24 protein-coding genes are annotated in these 19,881 nt (G+C 49.1%); 5 read left to right on the forward strand and 19 right to left on the reverse strand.

Translation table 11 applies throughout. The annotated features are described in order from the left end of the window. Window positions 1-43: 43 nt before the first annotated feature. From OMQ46_RS02475 to OMQ46_RS02550, 16 genes are all read right to left on the reverse strand, one after another. Complete coding sequence (locus OMQ46_RS02475; protein WP_266235555.1) at window positions 44-610, reverse strand: HupE/UreJ family protein; 567 nt, start codon at window positions 608-610, stop codon at window positions 44-46. Between the two features lie 23 nt (window positions 611-633). After that, the gene (ureG, locus tag OMQ46_RS02480; protein ID WP_266235557.1) at window positions 634-1,242 is read right to left on the reverse strand and encodes an urease accessory protein UreG; all 609 of its coding nucleotides are present in this window, start codon (window positions 1,240-1,242) and stop codon (window positions 634-636) included. A gap of 22 nt (window positions 1,243-1,264) precedes the next feature. Continuing rightward, a complete protein-coding gene (locus tag OMQ46_RS02485; RefSeq protein WP_266235559.1) occupies window positions 1,265-1,948 on the reverse strand; it encodes an urease accessory protein UreF in 684 nt (227 codons plus the stop codon). Continuing rightward, the gene (gene ureE, locus OMQ46_RS02490) at window positions 1,948-2,403 is read right to left on the reverse strand and encodes an urease accessory protein UreE (RefSeq protein WP_266235561.1); all 456 of its coding nucleotides are present in this window, start codon (window positions 2,401-2,403) and stop codon (window positions 1,948-1,950) included. Before ureE ends, OMQ46_RS02485 begins: the two co-directional genes overlap by 1 nt. A gap of 10 nt (window positions 2,404-2,413) precedes the next feature. Continuing rightward, entirely contained in the window at window positions 2,414-4,135 is a 1,722-nt protein-coding gene (ureC, locus tag OMQ46_RS02495) for an urease subunit alpha (RefSeq protein WP_266235563.1), read from the reverse strand. Then, window positions 4,132-4,440, reverse strand: a complete 309-nt coding sequence (locus tag OMQ46_RS02500; protein WP_266235934.1) for an urease subunit beta — start codon at window positions 4,438-4,440, stop codon at window positions 4,132-4,134. Before OMQ46_RS02500 ends, ureC begins: the two co-directional genes overlap by 4 nt. A gap of 10 nt (window positions 4,441-4,450) precedes the next feature. Next, window positions 4,451-4,753, reverse strand: coding sequence for an urease subunit gamma (gene ureA / locus OMQ46_RS02505; protein WP_266235565.1), 303 nt, complete (start codon window positions 4,751-4,753; stop codon window positions 4,451-4,453). Window positions 4,754-4,780: 27 nt separating this feature from the next. Next, on the reverse strand, window positions 4,781-5,602 hold the full coding sequence (locus OMQ46_RS02510) for an urease accessory protein UreD (RefSeq protein WP_266235567.1): 822 nt from the start codon (window positions 5,600-5,602) through the stop codon (window positions 4,781-4,783). Between the two features lie 107 nt (window positions 5,603-5,709). Further along, a complete protein-coding gene (gene urtE, locus OMQ46_RS02515) occupies window positions 5,710-6,399 on the reverse strand; it encodes an urea ABC transporter ATP-binding subunit UrtE (protein WP_266235568.1) in 690 nt (229 codons plus the stop codon). Between the two features lie 19 nt (window positions 6,400-6,418). Next, window positions 6,419-7,165, reverse strand: coding sequence for an urea ABC transporter ATP-binding protein UrtD (gene urtD, locus OMQ46_RS02520; protein ID WP_266235570.1), 747 nt, complete (start codon window positions 7,163-7,165; stop codon window positions 6,419-6,421). Then, on the reverse strand, window positions 7,162-8,304 hold the full coding sequence (gene urtC / locus OMQ46_RS02525; protein WP_266235572.1) for an urea ABC transporter permease subunit UrtC: 1,143 nt from the start codon (window positions 8,302-8,304) through the stop codon (window positions 7,162-7,164). The genes urtD and urtC overlap by 4 nt, the downstream gene beginning before the upstream one ends. Window positions 8,305-8,330: 26 nt before the next feature. Continuing rightward, the gene (urtB, locus tag OMQ46_RS02530; protein ID WP_266235573.1) at window positions 8,331-9,254 is read right to left on the reverse strand and encodes an urea ABC transporter permease subunit UrtB; all 924 of its coding nucleotides are present in this window, start codon (window positions 9,252-9,254) and stop codon (window positions 8,331-8,333) included. A gap of 98 nt (window positions 9,255-9,352) precedes the next feature. Beyond that, window positions 9,353-10,591, reverse strand: a complete 1,239-nt coding sequence (urtA, locus tag OMQ46_RS02535; protein WP_266235575.1) for an urea ABC transporter substrate-binding protein — start codon at window positions 10,589-10,591, stop codon at window positions 9,353-9,355. Between the two features lie 34 nt (window positions 10,592-10,625). After that, window positions 10,626-10,970, reverse strand: coding sequence for an FmdB family zinc ribbon protein (locus OMQ46_RS02540; protein WP_266235576.1), 345 nt, complete (start codon window positions 10,968-10,970; stop codon window positions 10,626-10,628). A gap of 11 nt (window positions 10,971-10,981) precedes the next feature. After that, complete coding sequence (gene fmdA / locus OMQ46_RS02545) at window positions 10,982-12,205, reverse strand: formamidase (protein ID WP_266235578.1); 1,224 nt, start codon at window positions 12,203-12,205, stop codon at window positions 10,982-10,984. A gap of 41 nt (window positions 12,206-12,246) precedes the next feature. Next, on the reverse strand, window positions 12,247-13,383 hold the full coding sequence (locus OMQ46_RS02550) for a porin (RefSeq protein WP_266235579.1): 1,137 nt from the start codon (window positions 13,381-13,383) through the stop codon (window positions 12,247-12,249). 169 nt (window positions 13,384-13,552) lie between these two features. Here OMQ46_RS02550 and OMQ46_RS02555 point away from each other — a divergent pair, with 169 nt between their 5' ends. Continuing rightward, window positions 13,553-14,122 carry a hypothetical protein gene (locus tag OMQ46_RS02555; RefSeq protein ID WP_266235581.1) on the forward strand — a complete coding sequence of 190 codons (570 nt, stop codon included), beginning with the start codon at window positions 13,553-13,555 and terminating at the stop codon, window positions 14,120-14,122. 128 nt (window positions 14,123-14,250) lie between these two features. After that, complete coding sequence (locus OMQ46_RS02560; RefSeq protein WP_266235583.1) at window positions 14,251-15,120, forward strand: MOSC domain-containing protein; 870 nt, start codon at window positions 14,251-14,253, stop codon at window positions 15,118-15,120. A gap of 189 nt (window positions 15,121-15,309) precedes the next feature. Here the strand turns inward: OMQ46_RS02560 and rnk are convergent, their stop codons facing one another. After that, window positions 15,310-15,726, reverse strand: a complete 417-nt coding sequence (rnk, locus tag OMQ46_RS02565; RefSeq protein WP_266235585.1) for a nucleoside diphosphate kinase regulator — start codon at window positions 15,724-15,726, stop codon at window positions 15,310-15,312. Window positions 15,727-15,934: 208 nt separating this feature from the next. On the opposite strand from rnk, the gene OMQ46_RS02570 reads away from it, so the two are divergent. The 3 genes from OMQ46_RS02570 to OMQ46_RS02580 all read left to right on the forward strand — a co-directional run bounded on the left by OMQ46_RS02570 (window position 15,935) and on the right by OMQ46_RS02580 (window position 18,611). Continuing rightward, window positions 15,935-16,435: a YgjP-like metallopeptidase domain-containing protein gene (locus tag OMQ46_RS02570; RefSeq protein WP_266235586.1), complete on the forward strand. Its 501-nt coding sequence runs from the start codon at window positions 15,935-15,937 to the stop codon at window positions 16,433-16,435. A gap of 185 nt (window positions 16,436-16,620) precedes the next feature. After that, window positions 16,621-17,094, forward strand: a complete 474-nt coding sequence (locus tag OMQ46_RS02575) for a cupin domain-containing protein (RefSeq protein WP_266235588.1) — start codon at window positions 16,621-16,623, stop codon at window positions 17,092-17,094. Window positions 17,095-17,330: 236 nt separating this feature from the next. After that, window positions 17,331-18,611 (forward strand): PQQ-dependent sugar dehydrogenase, encoded by a 1,281-nt coding sequence (locus OMQ46_RS02580; protein WP_266235590.1) that lies wholly within the window; start codon window positions 17,331-17,333, stop codon window positions 18,609-18,611. Window positions 18,612-18,852: 241 nt separating this feature from the next. On the opposite strand, the gene OMQ46_RS02585 is transcribed toward OMQ46_RS02580, so the two are convergent. Together OMQ46_RS02585 and OMQ46_RS02590 are read right to left on the reverse strand one after the other, a co-directional pair. Continuing rightward, entirely contained in the window at window positions 18,853-19,338 is a 486-nt protein-coding gene (locus tag OMQ46_RS02585) for a pyridoxamine 5'-phosphate oxidase family protein (protein WP_266235592.1), read from the reverse strand. Between the two features lie 184 nt (window positions 19,339-19,522). After that, window positions 19,523-19,840 (reverse strand): HPF/RaiA family ribosome-associated protein, encoded by a 318-nt coding sequence (locus OMQ46_RS02590; RefSeq protein ID WP_266235593.1) that lies wholly within the window; start codon window positions 19,838-19,840, stop codon window positions 19,523-19,525. Window positions 19,841-19,881: the final 41 nt, after the last annotated feature.

Consider the following 19,881-nt stretch of genomic DNA (forward strand, 5'->3'; position numbering starts at 1 on the left):
CGCTTCGGATGAGACGCGACAGGGCGTAAGCAGCATTGCTTTGTTAACTGAGCAGGAACAGTGCGCCAGTAAACGTTAAACAAGAAACGATAATGTTTCTGAAGTAAGCACCAACCCGACCCTGGCGCTTACCAAAGTATACACCCATAACAATAAGCAGTGAGGATGACAGCAGCATACCGGCGATCACTGCGAGTGCATTGTCTGCAAGCACTAATTCATTGCCATGCGCCATGCCATGGAACAGGGCAAACAGGCTGGTTAATCCATATTTCACCATGTTGTTGACGTCACTGGCGAGCATAAGAACGACGGCCATCGTGAATAAACTTGCCAGTATTCCCCACTCGACAAAAACGGCACTCTGGAGACCGGCGCCAAACAGCAGTCCAATCAACATAAAGCCGATGAAGATAGACGGTAGTTGCCACATTTGTCTGGATGTTCGGGCAGCCCAAAAACCCACCGCCAATATCACTAATAAATGATCAATCCCTGTCAAAGGATGCAGATAGCCACTCATAAAAGTGCTCGTGTCATGTCCCGGATGGGCCATTGAAGTGAGTGGGACCAATAGAAAAAATAATGCTGTTAAATAAGCGCGTTTCATCCGAACCTCCTGTTAGTGTTGTATTAATTGAGCATCAAGCCCTGCTTTTCGATAAAAGCAATAATCTCGTCAAGCCCTTCTTCATCCTTCAGATTGGTAAAATAGAAGGGTCGGTCAGCGCGCATCTTTTTGGCGTCCCGGTCCATCACCTCCAACGACGCGCCAACCAGGGGTGCCAGGTCAGTCTTGTTAATGATAAGTAAGTCAGACTTGGTAATCCCCGGCCCCCCTTTTCTCGGAATTTTCTCACCGGCAGAGACGTCAATCACATACAAGGTCAAGTCCGAGAGTTCCGGGCTGAAAGTCGCTGCCAGATTGTCGCCGCCACTTTCTATGAAAACGATATCCAGGGGATCAAACCGCTTACTGAGCTGTGCCACGGCTTCCAGGTTCATGGAGGCATCCTCTCGTATCGCTGTGTGGGGACAGCCCCCCGTTTCGACACCAATAATCCGATCAGCCGAGAGCGCTTCATTCCGGGTAAGAAATTCAGCATCTTCACGCGTATAGATATCATTCGTGACCACGGCGATGTTATAGACATCGCGTAGACGTCGGCACAAAGCCAGTGTTAATGCCGTTTTACCTGAACCGACAGGACCGCCTATACCAACTCTTAAAGGTTCTTTCATGGTTGTTCTCTTAATCATTGCATCAGGATCTAAAAAGCCGTGTGTACTGCGTTTCGTGACGACAACTGGCGATCGTCAATGCCGGAGAAAAGTTTGATATGTCATCCTCGTCAAGACACAGGGATGACTCAACAGTAGACGGTATCAACAGAGACACCTCTCCCAGCATTCGCTGGCCTGCAACCTGCCCTAGCGGAATCGTTTTCATCGCCACACTGACCTGGTTCTCCAGCCATGACCATAAATAGGCATGCAGACAGTCTTTCACGGGAATTTCCCAACTCACAGCAACGGCAGCATAAAGTGTTGGAAAAGCCGGTTCGCTGATGCGCTCAGCGATGGCTAATCTTTCTTCGGATAGCGTAGACAACGCTTTTTGCAGTGTGAGTAGAGAATACCCCATTTGCCTTGATTCCAGCAGCGTCTCTGCTGTATCACGCCCGGCTGTGTATCTTGCATCCCAATGATGAATTTGCGCTTCGTTCACTGCCTGCCAGGCTTCATAAAGACGCTTGATGACGGGCAAATCAAACACACCCAGATAATTATTCATTACCTCGGCCATCCAGTTTTGTGCCTGCTCCGGCGAAGCAACGTCACCGGACTCAATGGCCCACTCCAGACCCTGAGAGTAGCTATATGCCCCTATTGGCAGTGTTGGACTGGCTAATTGCAGTAAACGGGAAAAAGCAAATCTATTCTCCATCAGTGATCATGCCCGTGATGATGTCCACCACCATAGGCACCCGCCTCAGGCTCAAAGGGGGCATCTAAATCTTCAACCTCGATATCGCCCAATCCCAGTAACATGTCTTTGAGCACGGCATCCTGCTCGAAGATCAACCAGCTCGCTTCTATCTGCAGAGGTACATGACGATTACCGAGATGGTAAGCAGCCCTCGTTAATGCCTGAGCGGTTTTTGCAGTCACTCTACTGACTGCCTGATCCGCCGCAATCACCGTAATTTTTCGTCCGTCACTGGCTACCAGTATGTCTCCACCGCGTAATATTGATCCCCTGGGCATGAAAATCGCCGCCTCTTCCCCATTGCTCAACGCCACTCTGATCCGGCTTTTCTTCCTGGCGTCATAACTCAGTGCCACACTGAGATCGGTCATCGTTTCATGGTGATGAGATAATTTCTCACTAATTTCCAGCATGATTAACTACCTAAAATAAAAAATAGCGTTGGGCCATAGGCAGGACTTCAGCAGGCTCACACATCAAGAGCTCACCATCGGCCAGCACCTGATAGGTCTCTGGGTCAACCTCAATCCGCGGTGTTGCGTCATTCAGTACCATATCCTTTTTTGTCACATTCCGGCAGTTTTTGACGGCGACCAGCATCTTGTTCAGCTCCAGCATTCGCAGCTCGGGGTTTCGCATTGCAGCCTGAGAAACAAAAGTTAATGAATTATTTGTAACTGATTTACCGAAGCTGCCGAACATGGGACGGTAGTGAACAGGCTGCGGGGTCGGAATTGAGGCATTGGGATCCCCCATGGTAGCGGAGACGATGGTGCCGCCCTTCAGAATCAGTGTGGGTTTAACGCCAAAAAATGCCGGTCGCCAGAGTACCAGGTCAGCGAACTTACCAGACTGAATGGAACCAACAATCTGTGAGATACCATGCGTTATCGCCGGGTTGATCGTGTATTTTGCGATGTACCTTCTGACACGGAAGTTATCGCTCTCGCCCTGACCTCGACTTTTATCCTCTTCCAGGGGCCCTCGTTGCACCTTCATTTTGTGGGCCGTCTGCCAGGTGCGCATGATGACCTCACCCACACGTCCCATTGCTTGCGAATCAGAGGACATCATTGAAAATGCCCCGGTGTCATGCAGAATATCCTCGGCAGCGATGGTTTCACGACGAATACGGGATTCGGCAAAGGCGACATCTTCGGCTATTGACGAATCCAGGTGGTGACACACCATCAGCATGTCGAGGTGTTCATCCAGCGTATTCACTGTGAATGGCCGGGTAGGATTGGTAGAGGATGGCAGCACGTTGGGCGAACTGATGGCTTTGATGATATCCGGCGCATGGCCGCCACCGGCACCTTCGGTATGGAAAGTATGTATGGTCCTGCCCTTGAAAGCGTCCAGCGTGGTCTCGACAAAGCCTGACTCATTCAATGTATCCGTATGGATTGCCACTTGAATATCCATGGCCTCGGCAACACTCAGACAGTTATCGATAGCCGCTGGGGTTGTGCCCCAGTCTTCATGCAGCTTGAGCCCGATAGCTCCGGCGCTGACCTGCTCTTCCGCCGCCTCCGGTAGTGACACATTCCCTTTACCGAAGAACCCCAGGTTCATCGGAAAGGCCTCTGCCGCCTCCAGCATTCTGTGAATATGCCAGGGGCCCGGCGTGCAGGTCGTGGCAAAGGTGCCCGTAGCAGGCCCTGTGCCACCACCAAGCATCGTCGTGATGCCGGAAGTCAGTGCCTCTTCGATTTGTTGTGGACAGATCCAATGAATATGACTATCAATGCCCCCCGCCGTGAGTATCATCCCCTCTCCGGCAATGATTTCCGTCCCTGCCCCGATCGGGATTGTAACCCCAGGCTGAATATCCGGGTTCCCCGCTTTACCCACACTACTGATATAACCATCTTTAATGCCGACATCCGCCTTAATCACACCTGTAATGGCATCAATAATGAGCGCGTTGGTAATGACAGTATCAGCCACATCGATCGAAGTCAGTTGAGATTGGCCCATACCATCACGGATGACTTTACCGCCCCCGAACTTCACTTCTTCACCATAGCTAGTGAAGTCCTGTTCCACTTCCACCCATAGCTCGGTGTCTGCAAGCCTGACCTTATCGCCTGTTGTCGGACCAAACATTTCAGCATAGGCCTGACGATCTATTTTGACACTCATTTCAAGGACCCCATGATTTTGCCGGCAAAGCCATACACAATTCGGTTTCCGGACAGACTGACTAACTCTACGGTTCGCATCTGGCCGGGCTCGAATCGGACCGCTGTGCCCGCTGTAATATTGAGTCGAAAGCCATAAGCCTTGTCTCGGTCAAAGCTCAGCGCCTCATTCACTTCATAGAAGTGATAATGCGAGCCAACCTGAACCGGCCTGTCACCAACATTAGCGACATCGACCTGTCGTGTCTCACGGTCGGTATTGAGTTCGATATCGCCTTCTGCACAATGTATTTCACCGGGAATCATCATAGTTTCCTCAAACAATTGGGTGGTGAACAGTGATGAGCTTGGTCCCATCGGGAAAGGTCGCCTCGACCTGGATCTCCGGGATCATTTCCGGGATGCCTTCCATCACCTCATCACGGGTCAGTAAGGTTGCCCCATATCCCATCAGCTCACTGACACTTCGCCCTTCTCTGGCACCTTCCATGATCGCAGCTGAAATAAAGGCGACAGCCTCCGGATAGTTCAGCTTGAGTCCCTTATGCAAGCGTCTTTCAGCCAGGAGTGCCGCCGTGAAAATGAGTAACTTGTCTTTTTCTCTGGGAGTTAATTCCATATTTCTTCAACCTCAGTGATGATGAAGTCACGTTGCCCATATTCTGGGACGAACGGCATTTTTTGCGGCATACCAGGGACGCAAACAGGACCAGATTGCCTCGAAGTACTGCCTGGCTTCCTGGGCACAGTCCCCTATATATCGAGCGGTAAAAATGTCCGGCAAGGCTGATACCCCATATAACGCCTCGGAACTCAATGCGACCTCGCGACAAGCCTTGATCAAGTCCTGGGGTAGCTCACTCGCCGCCAAAATCATATTGCCGAAAACAAGCCTGTCACGCAGGCCCGACACGGATGAAAGTACGGGGCTATCAGGCCTCAGAACCACACTGTCGTACCAGATAAGCTTTTCATCCCGGAAAACCTCGGTACATTGCTTCAGGCGACCGTTTTGCCAGGATTCACCACTGGCTTTCCGGCCCAGACAGGTGATTTCCCACGTCGAAAAAATGGCATTACCACTCAGCGCTACTGTGGTTGAAATATCAGCATCAGCACCATCGAATACAATATTTTCCTGGGGTAACCATTCCAGGACTGTTTCTTGACCTTGCTGAATATGAATGGATTGTTTGGCTCGTCTTCCCAGCGATTTGTACCACTTGGTCGCTCCCGGGGTTGTGAGTAAAACCTGTGACTCGTCATTGAGCTGAAAGCTGATATCAAGACTGTCCCCTCCAGCTACACCGCCGGGAGGATGGACAATTAATCCGTGAGCCGTGTCCTGTCCTTCCGGATAGAGCACTTTTTGAAAAACCAACGGCCCCTGGTGCTGTCGTTTTATCAAACGCGTAAACGGAGAGCGATAGGCAAACTCCAGCTTCAGCGATGCGTTCCAGCCATTCATGTAGGAAAGTGCAGTCTTTTTGTCCCTGGCACAGTTCAAAGTTAGTCTCACCAATACCGTTGTGGTTTAACAGACCAGTCTGCCGTCCCTGGCAGTCCAGTGATTGACTAGACAGTCAGGTACTGCTTTATCTTATCTGCATCGACATTATCCCGGTGGTCTTCATGAATAAGCTTGCCTTTGTCGATGACCATAATCCGATCGGCTATCTCCATGGTGAAACTGAGCACCTGCTCGGAAACGACGATAGTAATATCGCGCATTTGTCTGATTTCATTTAAAACTTTGGCAATATCCTTGATGATGGAGGGTTGTATACCTTCCGTGGGCTCGTCCAGCAGTAATACCTTCGGGTTGGTCACCAGGGCTCTGGCAATCGCCAGTTGCTGTTGTTGTCCGCCAGATAAATTACCCCCTTTTCTATGCCGCATTTCATGCAGGACGGGAAAAAGATCAAAAATATCTTCTGGAATGGTTTTCTGTTTGGATACGCCAAGCCCAGTCTCAATATTTTCCTTAACGGTCAGGTTGGGAAAGATCATCCGTCCTTGAGGCACATATGCCAGCCCACTGGCGACCCGTTGATAGCTTTCCGCTTGACTGACATCCTGCCCATCCACAATCACTTTGTCTGATTGGCTCGGTAAAATCCCCATCAGCGATTTGAACAGGGTGGTTTTCCCCATGCCATTTCGCCCCATGATCGCAACGGTCTCATTTTTCTGGGCGGTAAAACTCACGCCATGAACCACTTCACTCTGGCCATAGCTAACATGCAATTTTTCAACTTCAAACATGATTGAATCTCCAGTGATATTAGTGGCCGAGGTAAACTTCAATAACTTTTTCGTCGTTTTGAACTTTATCCATATCGCCTTCAGCAAGAATCTGTCCCTGGTGCAGCACCGTGACTTTGCGGGCAATCTTCTTCACGAATTCCATATCATGCTCGATGACAATAACGGAGCGGTTTTTACAGATCTGATTCAACAACTCGGCAGTTTCATCGCGCTCTTTGGCACTCATGCCGGCAACGGGCTCATCCAGCATCAGCAGCTCCGGGTCCTGCATCAGTAACATACCGATTTCAAGCCACTGTTTTTGTCCGTGACTTAATACCGCCGCCTCGGTCTCCAGTTCATCCAGTAACTGGATTTCCCCGGCGACTCGCAGCACGGTCTCCCTGACCGCTTCATTTGATTCGAAGAACAGGCTCCCAAAGACCGAGCGTCCCTCCGGGTAAGAAACCTCAAGATTTTCATAAACGGTCAGCGTTTCATAAATGGATGGGGTCTGGAATTTTCTGCCCACGCCTGTTCTGACAATTTCATGTTCTGCCTTTTTGGTCAGCTCCTGGCTTTTGAACTTAATGGTCCCCGAACTGGCTTTTGTCTTGCCGCATATCAGGTCGAGCAATGTGGTTTTACCCGCTCCATTTGGCCCAATGATGACGCGTAACTCATTCTTATCGATGTACATATTTAATGAGTCAACCGCCCTGAAACCATCAAAGGAGACGGTCAAATCTTCGATGGCCAACAAGAAGTCAGTTTCAGTACTCATTTGGCAGCTCCTTGTAATTTATTATTTGGCTTGTGGCTGTCACCCGCTTTTTTGCCTAAAGACATCAGCTTTCTGACAACCGGCAGGTTTTTGAAATACTTGTCATAGATACCAGCCAGGCCATTAGGGAAAAACAGCACGACAGCGATGAACAAACCGCCCATCAGGAAAAGCCAAAGTTCGGGGAAGGTCTCTGAAAAGGCGGTTTTACCGGCGTTGATAAGCAGCGTGCCGTAGACGACGCCGACCAGAGACATCCGGCCGCCGACAGCAGCAAAAATAACCATTTCAATCGACGGTACGATGCCCACAAAAGACGGTGACATGAAGCCAACCTGGAGCGTGAACATCGCGCCACCGATGGCAGAGATAACGGCAGCGACACAGAAGATGAAGATCTTGAAGCTGGAAACGTCATAACCGGAGAAGCGAACACGATCTTCCTTGTCCTTCATAGCCAGCAATAGCCGACCGAACTTACTGGTCAGAATGAATTTGCTCAGACAGATCACGGCCAGGAGCAGGATCGCATTGATGAAATACAGTGTGTACTTGGCGGAATCGGTTCTGATATCCCAGCCGTTTAAGGTTTTCAAGTCGGTAATACCATTGATGCCACCGGTATAACCCTGCTGTCCCACAATCAAAATGGTCAGAATGAGTGCAATGACCTGTGTGATAATCGCGAAATAAACACCACCGACGCGGCGTTTAAACATGGAGTAACCAATCAGATAAGCAAACACCGCCGGCACGATAAAGATTGCCAGAATGGCGACCCACAAATGCTCAAACGGCACCCAGAACCAGGGCAGTTCGGTTAACTGATTCCAGTCCATAAAGTCAGGAATACCCGGGGTTGACTGTATCTTGGTACTTTCCGGATCGGAAGCCTCAAGTTTGAGGAACATGGCCATGGCATAGCCACCCAGACCAAAAAACACCCCCTGGCCCAGACTGAGAATACCGCCGTACCCCCACAGCAGGACCAAGCTCAATGCCGCAAAGGCATAAGTGAGATATTTACCTACCAGGTTGAGCCTGAAAAGATCCAGACTCAACGGCAGGACAATAAGAATCAAAATGGCGAGAATAGCGACGCTGATAGCCCCTTCACGCCCACCCAAAAATCTTTGCAAGAAAAAGTTCATCTTTATCCCCTTTATTACTTGCGAACTTTCGCTGAGAACAGGCCTTCAGGGCGAAGCATCAGAATGATGACAAGCGTCAACAGTGTCAGCACTTTGGCCATAGAGCCGCTGATGAAGAACTCAAGAATGGATTGCGCCTGGGCGATAGTAAATGCGGATGCGATAGTGCCAAAGAGACTGGCAGCGCCACCGAACACCACAACCATGAATGTGTCCACGATATAGAGAGAGCCTATCGTTGGACCGGTTGAAGCGATCGTCGTGAAAGCTGCGCCTGCGATCCCCGCAATGCCGCAACCCAGTGCAAAAGTGAGACGATCTGTTCTCTTTGTATTAATGCCTACAGCACCACTCATCATTCGGTTTTGTGTGGTAGCACGGACATTGAGGCCCCAGGAAGAGCGATACATCAGGATGAATACCCCCAGTGTCACCAGGGTTGTCAGTCCAAGTACAAACATGCCGTTGATAGGGATAAAAATGGTTTCTGTCGGTGTATAGGAGCCCATCAACCAGTCCGGTAAGGTTGGACTGACTTCGCGGGCACCAAACAGTGACCGGAACATTTGCTGCATGATAAGACTCAGGCCCCAGGTGGCAAGCAAGGTGTCCAAGGGTCGCTTGTACAAGTGTCTTATCAGCAGGAACTCAACAAAGTAACCGACGATGCCAGCCACGATGAAAGAGGCAAATATGGCGAATATGAAGTAGTAAGACATTAACTCCGGAAAGTATGTCTCTGTCATTTTGGAGAGCATATAGGTGGTATAAGCACCAATAGCCATGAACTCACCATGGGCCATATTGATGACACCCATCTGTCCAAAAATAATGGCCAGCCCCAGTGCCATTAGCAATAAAACACTAAATAGACTGATTCCGGCAAAACCTTGCATGGCGAGAATTGATGTCAATTCTTGTATTGAGTACTCACCCATAATTCTTACTCCAAGGGATTAGTCAATAAAATCAGGATTCAAGATAATTGTGAGAAGGAAGGCAGGCTGCCAGGCAGCCTGCCAACGCAGACAGATGTCTATTGATAACCTTCTGGGAATGGGTTGGGTTCAATCAGCTCAGGCGACTCATAAACCACTTCAGCCTGACCGTCTTTCTTCCATTTACCCACGCGGGTGTAACTCCACAGGTGATGATTAGGGTGAAGTCTGACGTAGCCTTCTGGCGCTGTATCCAGTGCAATTTCCCCTTTCTCGGAGACAGCCACTACTTTATCGACATCGAAACTACCGGCTTCCTCAACAGCCGCTTTCCAAAGCCATGGACCAAGGTAAGCAGCCTGAGTCACGTCACCAATCACACTATCGGCACCATGCATCTCTTTGAAGGCTTTCACAAACGCTTCATTGTTGGGATTATCCAGGCTCTGGAAGTACTTCATGACTGAATAAAAGCCTTCCAGGTTTTCACCACCAATGCCCAATACTTCATCTTCCGTTACGGAAATGGTCAGCAGTGTTTGCTTATCCGCGGTGATACCGGCAGCGTTCAATTGTTTGAACCAGGCCACATTGGAACCACCCACAACGGCAGCGAAGATAACGTCAGGCTTTTTCAGGCGGATCTTGTTGATAACAGAGCCAAACTGAGTATCACCCAGTGGCTTGTATTCCTCACCAACCACTTTGCCACCCAATACATTTTCAATGTGCTTGCGGGCAATTTTCATGGAGGTGCGTGGCCAGATGTAATCTGAACCAATCAGATAAAACGTCTTGGCACCTTTCTCTTCAGCGACCCAGTCGAGACCTGCGAGGATCTGCTGTGTTGCTTCTTGACCGGTGTAAATCACGTTATGCGATTGTTCCAGGCCTTCATAGAATGTTGGGTAGTACAACAGGCCATTCTCTTGCTCGAAAACCGGCAGAGCAGCCTTGCGTGATGCTGATGTCCAGCAACCAAACACCGCGGCCACTTTGTCCTGAACCAGCAGCTTTCTGGATTTCTCCGCGAAAGTTGGCCAGTCACTGGCACCATCTTCCTGGATAATCTCAATCTGGCGACCTAGGATACCGCCACTCTCATTGATTTGTTTGATAGCGAGTTTTTCAGCTTCCTGTGCGCCTGTTTCACTGATGGCCATGGTCCCGGTCAGTGAGTGCAGGATACCGACTTTGACGGTGTCATCGGTCACGGCCAGACCTGTGGTATTCACTTCGTCAGCAACGACCGAGCTACTCATGACACCCGCAGCCATCATGGCACCCAACAGGGCACCTGTTTTGCCTAAAAAGGTTCTTCGGTTAAATATTTTCATCTTCTTTCTCCAGTTGAAAAAATCGAATTGATGCTCAATGCCCAAGCATCCAGGGTCTTGCTGTTTTCTTGGTTTGCATCTGTAGGCCGGGCTTCTCAGTTTGCTGCTTTGCAGAAGCCCTGGCTGTAGTGGAACAGGTATGCGTTCCACTACAGCCACAGCTTGAGCGCCTTGCATGCCGAGGAGCATGGGCCGATGCTTCGTTACGCTCCATGGCTGTTCTTGTGCCCCGGTCCATCAGAGCCAGGCGTGGTGCCGAGATAATTCGGTCAGCCATGGCGCCACAGGCGGGGCAAACAGCAGGAGCTGAGGATTGACTCATTTTTTGCATGGCAGAGAATGAACCACATGAGTCACAGCGATAGTCGTATAAAGGCATTTCATTAGCCCCTAAGAGGTTTTACTCATGTCGGTGCCGGGCGTGACAAACTCCACAGGACCGTCGGGGCTGGGCAGCATGTCGAACTCAAAGATTTCCGTCGGCAGCCACAGCGTGGCGCAGGCATTCGGAATATCGACGATACCGCTGATATGCCCTTCCACAGGCGCCGTACCGAGTATCGATAAGGCCTGTTCACCGGTGTAACCAAACTTCTTCATGTACTCAATGGCATTCAAACAGGCTTGTTTGTAGGCTACATTGACGTCCATGTAGTGTTGCTTACCCTGTTCATCGACAGAAATACCCTCGAATATCAGGTAGTTGCTGTATTTAGGCTCGACAACGCTTGGTTGGAATAACGGATTCTTGATGCCATATTTCTTCACGCCGCCTTTAATCAGATTGACTTTGATGTCCAGGTAACCGGCCATTTCAATCGCGCCACAAAATGTGATTTCACCATCACCTTGAGAGAAGTGAAGGTCACCCATTGAGAGCCCGCCGTCCTTAACATAGACAGGGAAGTAAATTCTTGAACCCTTGGTTAAGTTCTTGATATCGCAGTTACCACCATGCTCACGAGGCGGTACGGTTCTGGCGCCTTCTTTTGCCGCGGCAGCAGCTGCATCTCCTTTGAGCTTACCCATCACTGCAGCTTGCTCTGTGGGGGGGCATGCTAATGGCGGCACAGCATTCGGGTCAGTCGCAATTAACTCGCCCTCACGCTTATTCCATGTTTCCAGCATTTCCTTGGAGGGCAGGCAGCCAATCAATCCCGGATGCATGATGCCAGCGAAACGAACATTGGGAACGTGCCGTGAGGTGGTGTAAATGCCGTGGAAGTCCCAGATGGACTTACGTGCTTCCGGGTAGTGGTCGGTCAGAAAACCGCCGCCATTTTCACGTGCAAACAGCGCATTAAAACCCCATTGCTGATCTTCAAAGGTGCCGACATCCAGGATGTCTACCACCATCAAATCACCCGGTTCTGCGCCTTCGACACCAATTGGTCCACTCAAATAATGGACCTGCTCCAGTTCCACATCACGAATGTCGTCGGCACTATCATTGTTTCCAATTTGGCCGCCAGTCCAATCCATGCACTCGACACGAAACTCGTCCCCGGGTTTGACCATGGCGATCATCGGCAGGTCTGGATGCCATCGGTTGTGAATCTGACCATCCTGTTCCCATGGCTTTTTATCTAAATCTAACTTCACTAAGGTTTTCATCTATCGCTCCTGTGTTGAAGAAAAGCGTTTGATTTCAATAATTAAAATTGCAACTGAACCGACACATCGAAAATATCGGCGTCATCGTCACCTTCAATTTCAAGGTCTTTATAAACGGCCGTCACTGAGGCGTTGTAACCGTCAATGATGTAGTTCACACCGAAGTCTGTTCTTTCAATTTCGCTACCACTATCGCGATCGAAGCTTTGGTAACGGGCAAATGGCATGAACTGGCCCCAGCCCACTTTTTCATTGAAGATATAGCCGAGGCTGGCGTAGTAAGCCTCGCCCTGTTCGGTCAGGAAAACGTCGTCGGTGTCATAGTCGAAGTAAGCTGCCTCAAGAGACACTGCCCCCGCTGCCAGTTTTTTCTCGAGCAACAAGTCAACAGTCCATTGGGAATAATCACCGACTTCGGTTGTAGATGCTGACCCATCGCCCTTTTCACGGGCAGCGACACCAATGGTGAAGATGTCTTTTTTACCCAGGTAATTACCGGTGCCGTAGTAACCCGGCTCTTTATCCCAGAAGCTGTATTGCAGGCGACCCGCGTACATCAGGTCATCGTCTTGATCAGGATTGCTGGTGCTCTCAAGGCCACTGCCATCGGCACCGACAGAGAATCGAAACAGGTCTTTGCCTTCAAAGGCACCAAAAGAATAGGCCAGGCGTTGATCCAGCGCGGTACCGACAATAGCCACACCGTCATCACGACCAATCACACCACCATTCCAGCCGTAACGTGCAGTGATATCAGCCCAGTAGCCATCGCCTGATGTAAAGAATGGGCCTGCCATATTGGCGCGGCTGCTTGGAGACAGGAAACGACCTGCCCAGATTGAAAATTCAGGCGTCAGCTCAAAAATACCCACGGCATCAATAACCTGAAAGTTGTCATTACCGCCTGACTTTTCGGTATTGAGCATGCCTTTGATGTACTTGTTCAACGCACCGGCTAAATACAGCCGTCCATGATTCAAGGTAAAGTCATTTGAATCACTGCCGTCATTGGCGGCATCTTCCGTGCTGTTATAACTACCGATAAATCCAAAGCCGACGCTGACGTACTGATCTTCGCCGAAAGTGATTGTGCCTGCTGCCTGTGACGATAATGGCGCGGTCATGGCGACACTGCCTAATGCTACAGCGTAGGTAAGTGACTTGAAGTGTGTTTTCATCTGTTTGCCCCTGTGAGATGTCGAAAAAACAATTGCGTTTGGAAATTGCTTCAGGGGCAATGTTAGGTTCAGCAGCGCGATGCAGGAATACGTCAAACTGCGTAGAAAAAACTCAGCTTGCTTAATGTAATCTGTGATTAGTCAGGTTATTTAAGGGAGCGCATAGGGAATGAAATCATGTATTAAAATCAAGGCCTTGGAATCGATACCTCTGGTTATTATTTTTACACTTCTGTCAGCCTGTGGCGGCGAGTTCAGCTACAAAAGAGGCGCTGGCGTTGATGAATTAGAAGATCAAAAGTCGCTCTGTAAAAAGCAAAGCCTGACTGAAGAGGCCCTGGGTGAATGTTTAAGAGAAAATGGCTGGGTCGTGGTTGATTTAGATAACGATGCCCCCCTATTAGGCCATTCACTCAAGTCCAGAAAAATACTTAATCCGATATCCACCAGTTATAAAAAAGCCTCTAATGATCCATTTGCTGACAGTACAGAGGCAGCCCTTACAGATGAATCAACTGAGGTAACAGCAGAAGTTGAGCCTCAGAACCCCACAGACATGATCAAAGTTAATTCATGGTGGAAAGCCGGGGCAGGCGCCGATGAGCTCAAGCGAGATGGCGCTGATTGTCTGCAAACACTCTCAGAGCCTCACTCTGCAAATGAGAACTACAGCGAAGTCACGCTGGGCCTCGCCTATTGCATGCAGGATAAAGGGTGGCGTGTACTTTTGGCTCAGTGAATCATTTCGATGCTTTTCTACTGACATCCATGATCACCCTGTGTTGAGCTTGTTTGTCTACTGCCAGACAACGCTGATGAGCACATCCAGTATCAATTCCTATTTGACCCAAAAATGTGAAAAGAAACATGAAAAAAGTCGGCACTATCAGAGAGATTTGGAAATATCCGGTTAAAGGTATGGGGGGCCAAAAAGTCAGTGAATGTCACTTGGGCATGAAAGGACTGACTGGAGATAGAGTCTGGGCCCTGCGTGACACCAAACGCGGAGAGATTCAGAGCTGTAAGATGAGACCAGATTTACTCAGATGCAAAGCACAATTTAAACAACAATCCGGGCCCCCATCACAGCGCCACGAGGTAGATATTTTTATGCCCGATGGGACTGTAATCAGTACCCAAGATCCTGAAATCGAGTCGGTTTTATCTGAACTTGTCGGTCATGAATCCACGCTGGAATATCTGGGCTCGGTTGATAATCAGGACTTCTTCAGGCGATACAAAAAAGATCAGGTTCAATGGCTTGAAGAGCTTAAAGCGACCTTTGAAAGAGAGCCTGGCGAGCCGTTACCTGATCTGGATAACTTGAGTGATGTTCTGGTGGACTACATCACTATCCCAGGCACTTTCTTTTTAGTCATGCCTTTTCATATTGTGACCACATCAACAATCTCACATTTGAAAAAATTGAACCCTTCTGCTGACTGGCGTATTGAGCGCTTCAGACCAAACATCGTTATTGAAACCTTGCCAGACATTGAGGGCTTGGTTGAGCAGGACTGGTTGGGGAAGAAAATCTTGATTGGAAAAAGTGTCGTCAGTTGTGAAAGTTCAACGCCACGCTGTGGCGCTGTAACCAAGAAGCAACAGGATCTCGAACAAGACACCGCTCTGCTTAGAACAATAGTCAAAGATGCTGCTCAGAACTTGGGCGTATATTCACAGACAGATACTGAAGGCATGATAAAAGTTGGCGATGAAGTGTTTATTTCAGACTAGCCTTAACATATCAAACTACGTAGTCACTGAACTGTTTACCGTATTTTTATGCGGTGTTTAATTAAGCTGGCAAGCCATGTCACGTGAAGACGCGCATACCCTAAATATTGAATCCGCATTATTGATATCGAGCTCAATCGATTAAAAAAGCCGACTTTGCGTCGGCTTTTTGTGTCTAGACTGTCTCGCTCAGAGATGGAATTCCCCGGCTCTTTCCGGCTGATAAAGGATCTCTTCCACTTTCACTTTCATGGCTTTGCCATCCGGTGTCGGCCACTCAATTTCATCGCCTTCCAGCAAACCCAGCATGGCGCTGCCCGCCGGAGCGAGAATAGAGATGGTTTTTCCGTCGTCGGTCATATCCTTGGGATAAACCAACGTCAGACAAAATGTTTGCTGTGATGATGACACACTAAACTTCACCGTGGAGTTCATCGTCACGACATTGCCGGGGACGGCGGCAGGTTCAACGACATGGCCTCTTTCCAGTTCGTCTTCCAGTGTCATCAGTTTTTCAAGTTCAGTCGATGACAGCGTGGACAGAATCCGTTCAATACGTTTCACATCCAGTTCTGATAGAACGATTTCGGGTTGTAATGCTTTCATAATGCGTAACTCCAACGCGTACTTTCACCCGCCGAGGTTGGCAAGTGTAAACAGTTAGATAAGGAAGTGGCTCACGGAAAGTGAGCTAGAATGGCTATCATGCCATAAGCGTATCGAAAGTGATATGACAAAAATCCGGCGACGATATTATCGCTGCGGTATAGTCTGATGACTCTGTCATCTCACTGGCTGCAAAGCCATTTCACACATGCAATTAAAGTATTTAACAGGCTACCCGGAACAAGTTCTAAATCAAGTCAGATCAGCGATTGCTGCTGAAACGCTCGGCCAGTTTCTGTTAAAGAAATACCCGCATACCCACGACATCAAAACCAATAAAGCCCTGTATGCCTATGTGATAGATTTAAAGCACCAGTACCTGCGTCAATCCAGCCCTTTAAGTAAAGTGATCTATGACGACAAGCTGGATGTGCTGCATCAGGCGCTGGGTTTACACACCTATGTCTCACGGGTTCAGGGCAGCAAACTCAAAGCCAAAAATGAAATGCGAATCGGTTCAGTATTTAAAACCGCTCCACCCGAATTTCTGAACATGATTGTGGTGCATGAATTGGCGCATTTGAGAGAGAAAGACCATAACAAGGCTTTCTATAAGCTCTGCACGCATATGGAACCGAACTATCACCAGCTGGAGTTTGATGTGCGGGTTTATCTCACTTATCTGGAACAGTTTGGCGAACTGTATTAGCCTTTGTCATTACAGATTTCAACGTACATCTGTTACAGACATGCATAGAAAAATACTGACTCACAATCAGCATTTTCCGCAGACTATCTCATGTTTTTCTCCAGTTACCGTGTCATTCGCTTCTGCAATGATTGGTTCAATCCGAAGCAGTCGCTGACGAGATAAAAACATACTGGAGAAAGACAATGAAACGACTATTAATTCCCCTTCTGCTGTTACTGAGCGCCCCGCTTTATGCCCAGGATAGGATCGAGCGGATGACTGCAGATGAAATGCAGTCTTTCCGTGCAGAGGAAATCGTCTGGAATGATGAAGCTTTACTACCGGATGGGGCTAAAAGCGCCCTGATAGTGGGCGATCCATCTAAACCCGGCGTCTTTATTGCCTGGCTTAAATTCCCTGCGAACTACCCTATCCCGGCACATACACATCCTTTCACCGAGGTGATTACCGTGCTGAAAGGCAGTCTGGGTAATGGCATGGGTGAAAAATTTGATAAAGCATCAGGCGAGATTCTGAATGTCGGAGACAGTTTTGTCTTACCCGCAGGTCATGCTCATTATGTCTGGACAAATGAGGAAGAGACGATAGTCGAACTCATTGCTACAGGCCCATGGGATATTTCCTATATCAACCCGGATGATGATCCAAGAAAGTAATTCACATGCTTCTCCGTTCACCCATCTCCTGGGTGAACGTTTTTTTTGTTTGCCAGCCACTCTCGTTCAATCCGGTTTTCTGCCGCCGCTAGTACCAATCTGCAAGGAACAATCTGCAGGGTTTTGACGTCAGCTTCAGTAAGGGTCAACAAAGAAAGAACGGATCCTTTCTGTAATCTCACATTTGACAGTGTGTGGAGTACATACAGCATCTCACCAACAAAGGAGAAGCGAACATGTCTCACAAACTTACGAAACGAACGACGAATATTATGGTGGCCTCGGCCATTCTGGCTGGCTTACCTGCCATGGTCACAGCAAATACTGGTGCGTCCGAACTCAGCCAGACCGAGGTGATTTCCGGTCTTGAAAACCCTTGGGATATCACCTTTTTCGATGACGGCACGATGTTATATACCGAAAAATGTCGTGGTCTGTCAGTCAGAATGCCTGACGGGTCAGTGAACCATCTGTTGGGTATGAAAGACACGAAAGACTATGCCACGACGGAAACAGATCTTTTCTGTCAGGGTCAGGCCGGTATGAACGGCGTTGCAATCGACCCGAATTTTGAGGATAACCGTTACATCTATGTCTATTCGGCCTCTGACAAAACGCCACCAGCAACCAACCGGGTGCTGCGCCTGAAACTGAATAAAGACTTCACCAAAGTATCGGATCGCACCGATATTGTTGAAGCTATACCCTTCAAGCCAAAACCGACGGATCACCCTTTCGGTGAAGCCGGTGCGCATAACGGGGGTCGAATTGGCTTCGGTCCGAACGATACCTTTCTTTATGTGCCCACGGGTGATAACCACAACAGCCGTATCCCACAGGACCCGCAATCCCTGGGCGGCAAAGTGCTGCGGATTGACCGCAACGGTAACCCTGCACCCGATAATGGCCTGTCTGACAAATACGATCCCAGAATATACACCTATGGTCATCGGAATGTTCAGGGCCTGACATTCCATCCGGAAACCGGCCAGCCCGTAGTCACTGAACATGGCCCATGGCACTCGGATGAGGTGAATATGCTGGTCGCCGGTGGCAACAGTGGCTGGGACCCGAAGCCTAACATGGCGGGTCGTGGCGACTGCCCGGATGACTACTGCGGTTACATGCCTAACCAGAAAGAAGGTATGGACCCGGATAAACGTGCTGAGTACATGCCCATCACGGATATTGAAACCTATCCGAATGCGATTAAACCGCTGTGGCAGAACAATCAGCTGTCTCAAGGTATCAGCACTGCTGATTTCCTGACAGGTGATCAATGGGGTGCCTGGGAAGGACGCCTTGCCGTCGGTTTCATGGGGATTGGCTTCGGTGGTACCCCGGTAGGCAACCGTATCGATCTACTTAAAGTCTCCGATGACGGTAAGCTCGTTGATGTCACCGAGATGACTTTGCCGATGGAACCGGGTCGCTTCCGGGCCATCGCACAGGGACCTGAAGGTGACCTGTATACAGTCATGGGTGAAGGTGCTATCTATCGCCTTAGCCCTGAATAAGCGATTGATCGCACGGCAGGGAAGCTGTGCTTTTTCCTAAACTAAACCTTTGACTGTAAAATCCGGCCTTGCTGCCGGCTTTTTTATATCTGATCGTTGTTTTATAGGACTGGGTGGAATGCGACACCGTTTGGGCTTTTTTGCGTGACGTCGATGCATAAAAAATCGGGCAGGATTCTCCTGCCCGATTATCTCTCAACGGTGGCAGCGTATGCCCTGTTCAGCAAATTGATACATGGTGTTAACCGCCAAACTTTTCATTTTCGCCAATATCGGGCGTGGTGTTTTTGATATTGGCTTTGGCAAACTCATAGAGCTGAAAAGCTTTGCTTTCCTTCGCTTTCCAGTGTTCGCCCATTTCTACCTTGACTTCCAGCAAGGCGACTTCAGGATCGTCCTTGCCTTCGGGGAACCACGCGGCGATAAAAGGATTCCAGTACTTATCGACCAGTTCCTGATTATCAATCAGTTTCGCTTTACCTGAGAGCGAGACGTAAACACCCTCTTCCTGGTCGGAAAAGGTCAGGCAGACATCATGGTCCTTGTCAGTTTCCGAGACTTTCTCGGCACTGCGACGGGTATAAAACCAGAGCGTGCCATCATACTCACCCTGAACAAGATGCATGGGCCTGGCACGAGGCATTTCCTCGTCCAGAGTCACTAACATGCCAACTTTGATGTCTTTAATCATTTCCCAGATTTTTTTCTTATGCTCAGGGCTGGACATAAATAAACCTCCTGTGGAATAAGAAACAAACAAGCGTGGCTGAGCCACGCTTTAAGATTGGGCCAAACTCGTCTGACCACAGCCGATTGTCCCGGAATGTGGTTCTGGCGAGTTCAGTATGGTGTTGAAACAGATGAAGTTGAGGGGCAGCACATCGCTTGCCCCTCGTAGTGTTGGTGAAGTTCTAGTGGTTACGCTGGCGCTCGATAATCTTATCCAACTGACGCACCAGCTTGTCTTCAGCGCCGGTGAGGGCTTGTTTGACATTGGCCCCATCGTGACTGACCACATTGGGTTGATGTTTTTCCAGTCTGGCTTCAATCAGACAACGGATATCATCACCGCCGCCGCGTTTATCGCTGTTTTTATCGCTAATGTGCACCTCGACCCGAGTGAGATGTTCATCAAAACGCTTCAGGCTACGCTGTAACTCTTCACGAATTGAATCGGCCAGTTCTACTGCACCATGGATATTGTGATCCGTATTTACCTGGATTTGCATATATTCTCCTTGTTAAGGAACCGTACGGCTGAGAATAAAAG

It is taken from the genome of Methylophaga sp. OBS1 (assembly GCF_026319365.1).

Bases quoted from the DNA above. Each gene is read 5' to 3' on its own strand.
- OMQ46_RS02475 (WP_266235555.1), bottom strand. From the start codon at position 610: ATGAAACGCGCTTATTTAACAGCATTATTTTTTCTATTGGTCCCACTC.
- ureG (WP_266235557.1), bottom strand. From the start codon at position 1,242: ATGAAAGAACCTTTAAGAGTTGGTATAGGCGGTCCTGTCGGTTCAGGT.
- OMQ46_RS02485 (WP_266235559.1), bottom strand. From the start codon at position 1,948: ATGGAGAATAGATTTGCTTTTTCCCGTTTACTGCAATTAGCCAGTCCA.
- ureE (WP_266235561.1), bottom strand. From the start codon at position 2,403: ATGCTGGAAATTAGTGAGAAATTATCTCATCACCATGAAACGATGACC.
- ureC (WP_266235563.1), bottom strand. From the start codon at position 4,135: ATGAGTGTCAAAATAGATCGTCAGGCCTATGCTGAAATGTTTGGTCCG.
- OMQ46_RS02500 (WP_266235934.1), bottom strand. From the start codon at position 4,440: ATGATTCCCGGTGAAATACATTGTGCAGAAGGCGATATCGAACTCAAT.
- ureA (WP_266235565.1), bottom strand. From the start codon at position 4,753: ATGGAATTAACTCCCAGAGAAAAAGACAAGTTACTCATTTTCACGGCG.
- OMQ46_RS02510 (WP_266235567.1), bottom strand. From the start codon at position 5,602: ATGAATGGCTGGAACGCATCGCTGAAGCTGGAGTTTGCCTATCGCTCT.
- urtE (WP_266235568.1), bottom strand. From the start codon at position 6,399: ATGTTTGAAGTTGAAAAATTGCATGTTAGCTATGGCCAGAGTGAAGTG.
- urtD (WP_266235570.1), bottom strand. From the start codon at position 7,165: ATGAGTACTGAAACTGACTTCTTGTTGGCCATCGAAGATTTGACCGTC.
- urtB (WP_266235573.1), bottom strand. From the start codon at position 9,254: ATGGGTGAGTACTCAATACAAGAATTGACATCAATTCTCGCCATGCAA.
- urtA (WP_266235575.1), bottom strand. From the start codon at position 10,591: ATGAAAATATTTAACCGAAGAACCTTTTTAGGCAAAACAGGTGCCCTG.
- OMQ46_RS02540 (WP_266235576.1), bottom strand. From the start codon at position 10,970: ATGCCTTTATACGACTATCGCTGTGACTCATGTGGTTCATTCTCTGCC.
- fmdA (WP_266235578.1), bottom strand. From the start codon at position 12,205: ATGAAAACCTTAGTGAAGTTAGATTTAGATAAAAAGCCATGGGAACAG.
- OMQ46_RS02550 (WP_266235579.1), bottom strand. From the start codon at position 13,383: ATGAAAACACACTTCAAGTCACTTACCTACGCTGTAGCATTAGGCAGT.
- OMQ46_RS02555 (WP_266235581.1), top strand. From the start codon at position 13,553: ATGAAATCATGTATTAAAATCAAGGCCTTGGAATCGATACCTCTGGTT.
- OMQ46_RS02560 (WP_266235583.1), top strand. From the start codon at position 14,251: ATGAAAAAAGTCGGCACTATCAGAGAGATTTGGAAATATCCGGTTAAA.
- rnk (WP_266235585.1), bottom strand. From the start codon at position 15,726: ATGAAAGCATTACAACCCGAAATCGTTCTATCAGAACTGGATGTGAAA.
- OMQ46_RS02570 (WP_266235586.1), top strand. From the start codon at position 15,935: ATGCAATTAAAGTATTTAACAGGCTACCCGGAACAAGTTCTAAATCAA.
- OMQ46_RS02575 (WP_266235588.1), top strand. From the start codon at position 16,621: ATGAAACGACTATTAATTCCCCTTCTGCTGTTACTGAGCGCCCCGCTT.
- OMQ46_RS02580 (WP_266235590.1), top strand. From the start codon at position 17,331: ATGTCTCACAAACTTACGAAACGAACGACGAATATTATGGTGGCCTCG.
- OMQ46_RS02585 (WP_266235592.1), bottom strand. From the start codon at position 19,338: ATGTCCAGCCCTGAGCATAAGAAAAAAATCTGGGAAATGATTAAAGAC.
- OMQ46_RS02590 (WP_266235593.1), bottom strand. From the start codon at position 19,840: ATGCAAATCCAGGTAAATACGGATCACAATATCCATGGTGCAGTAGAA.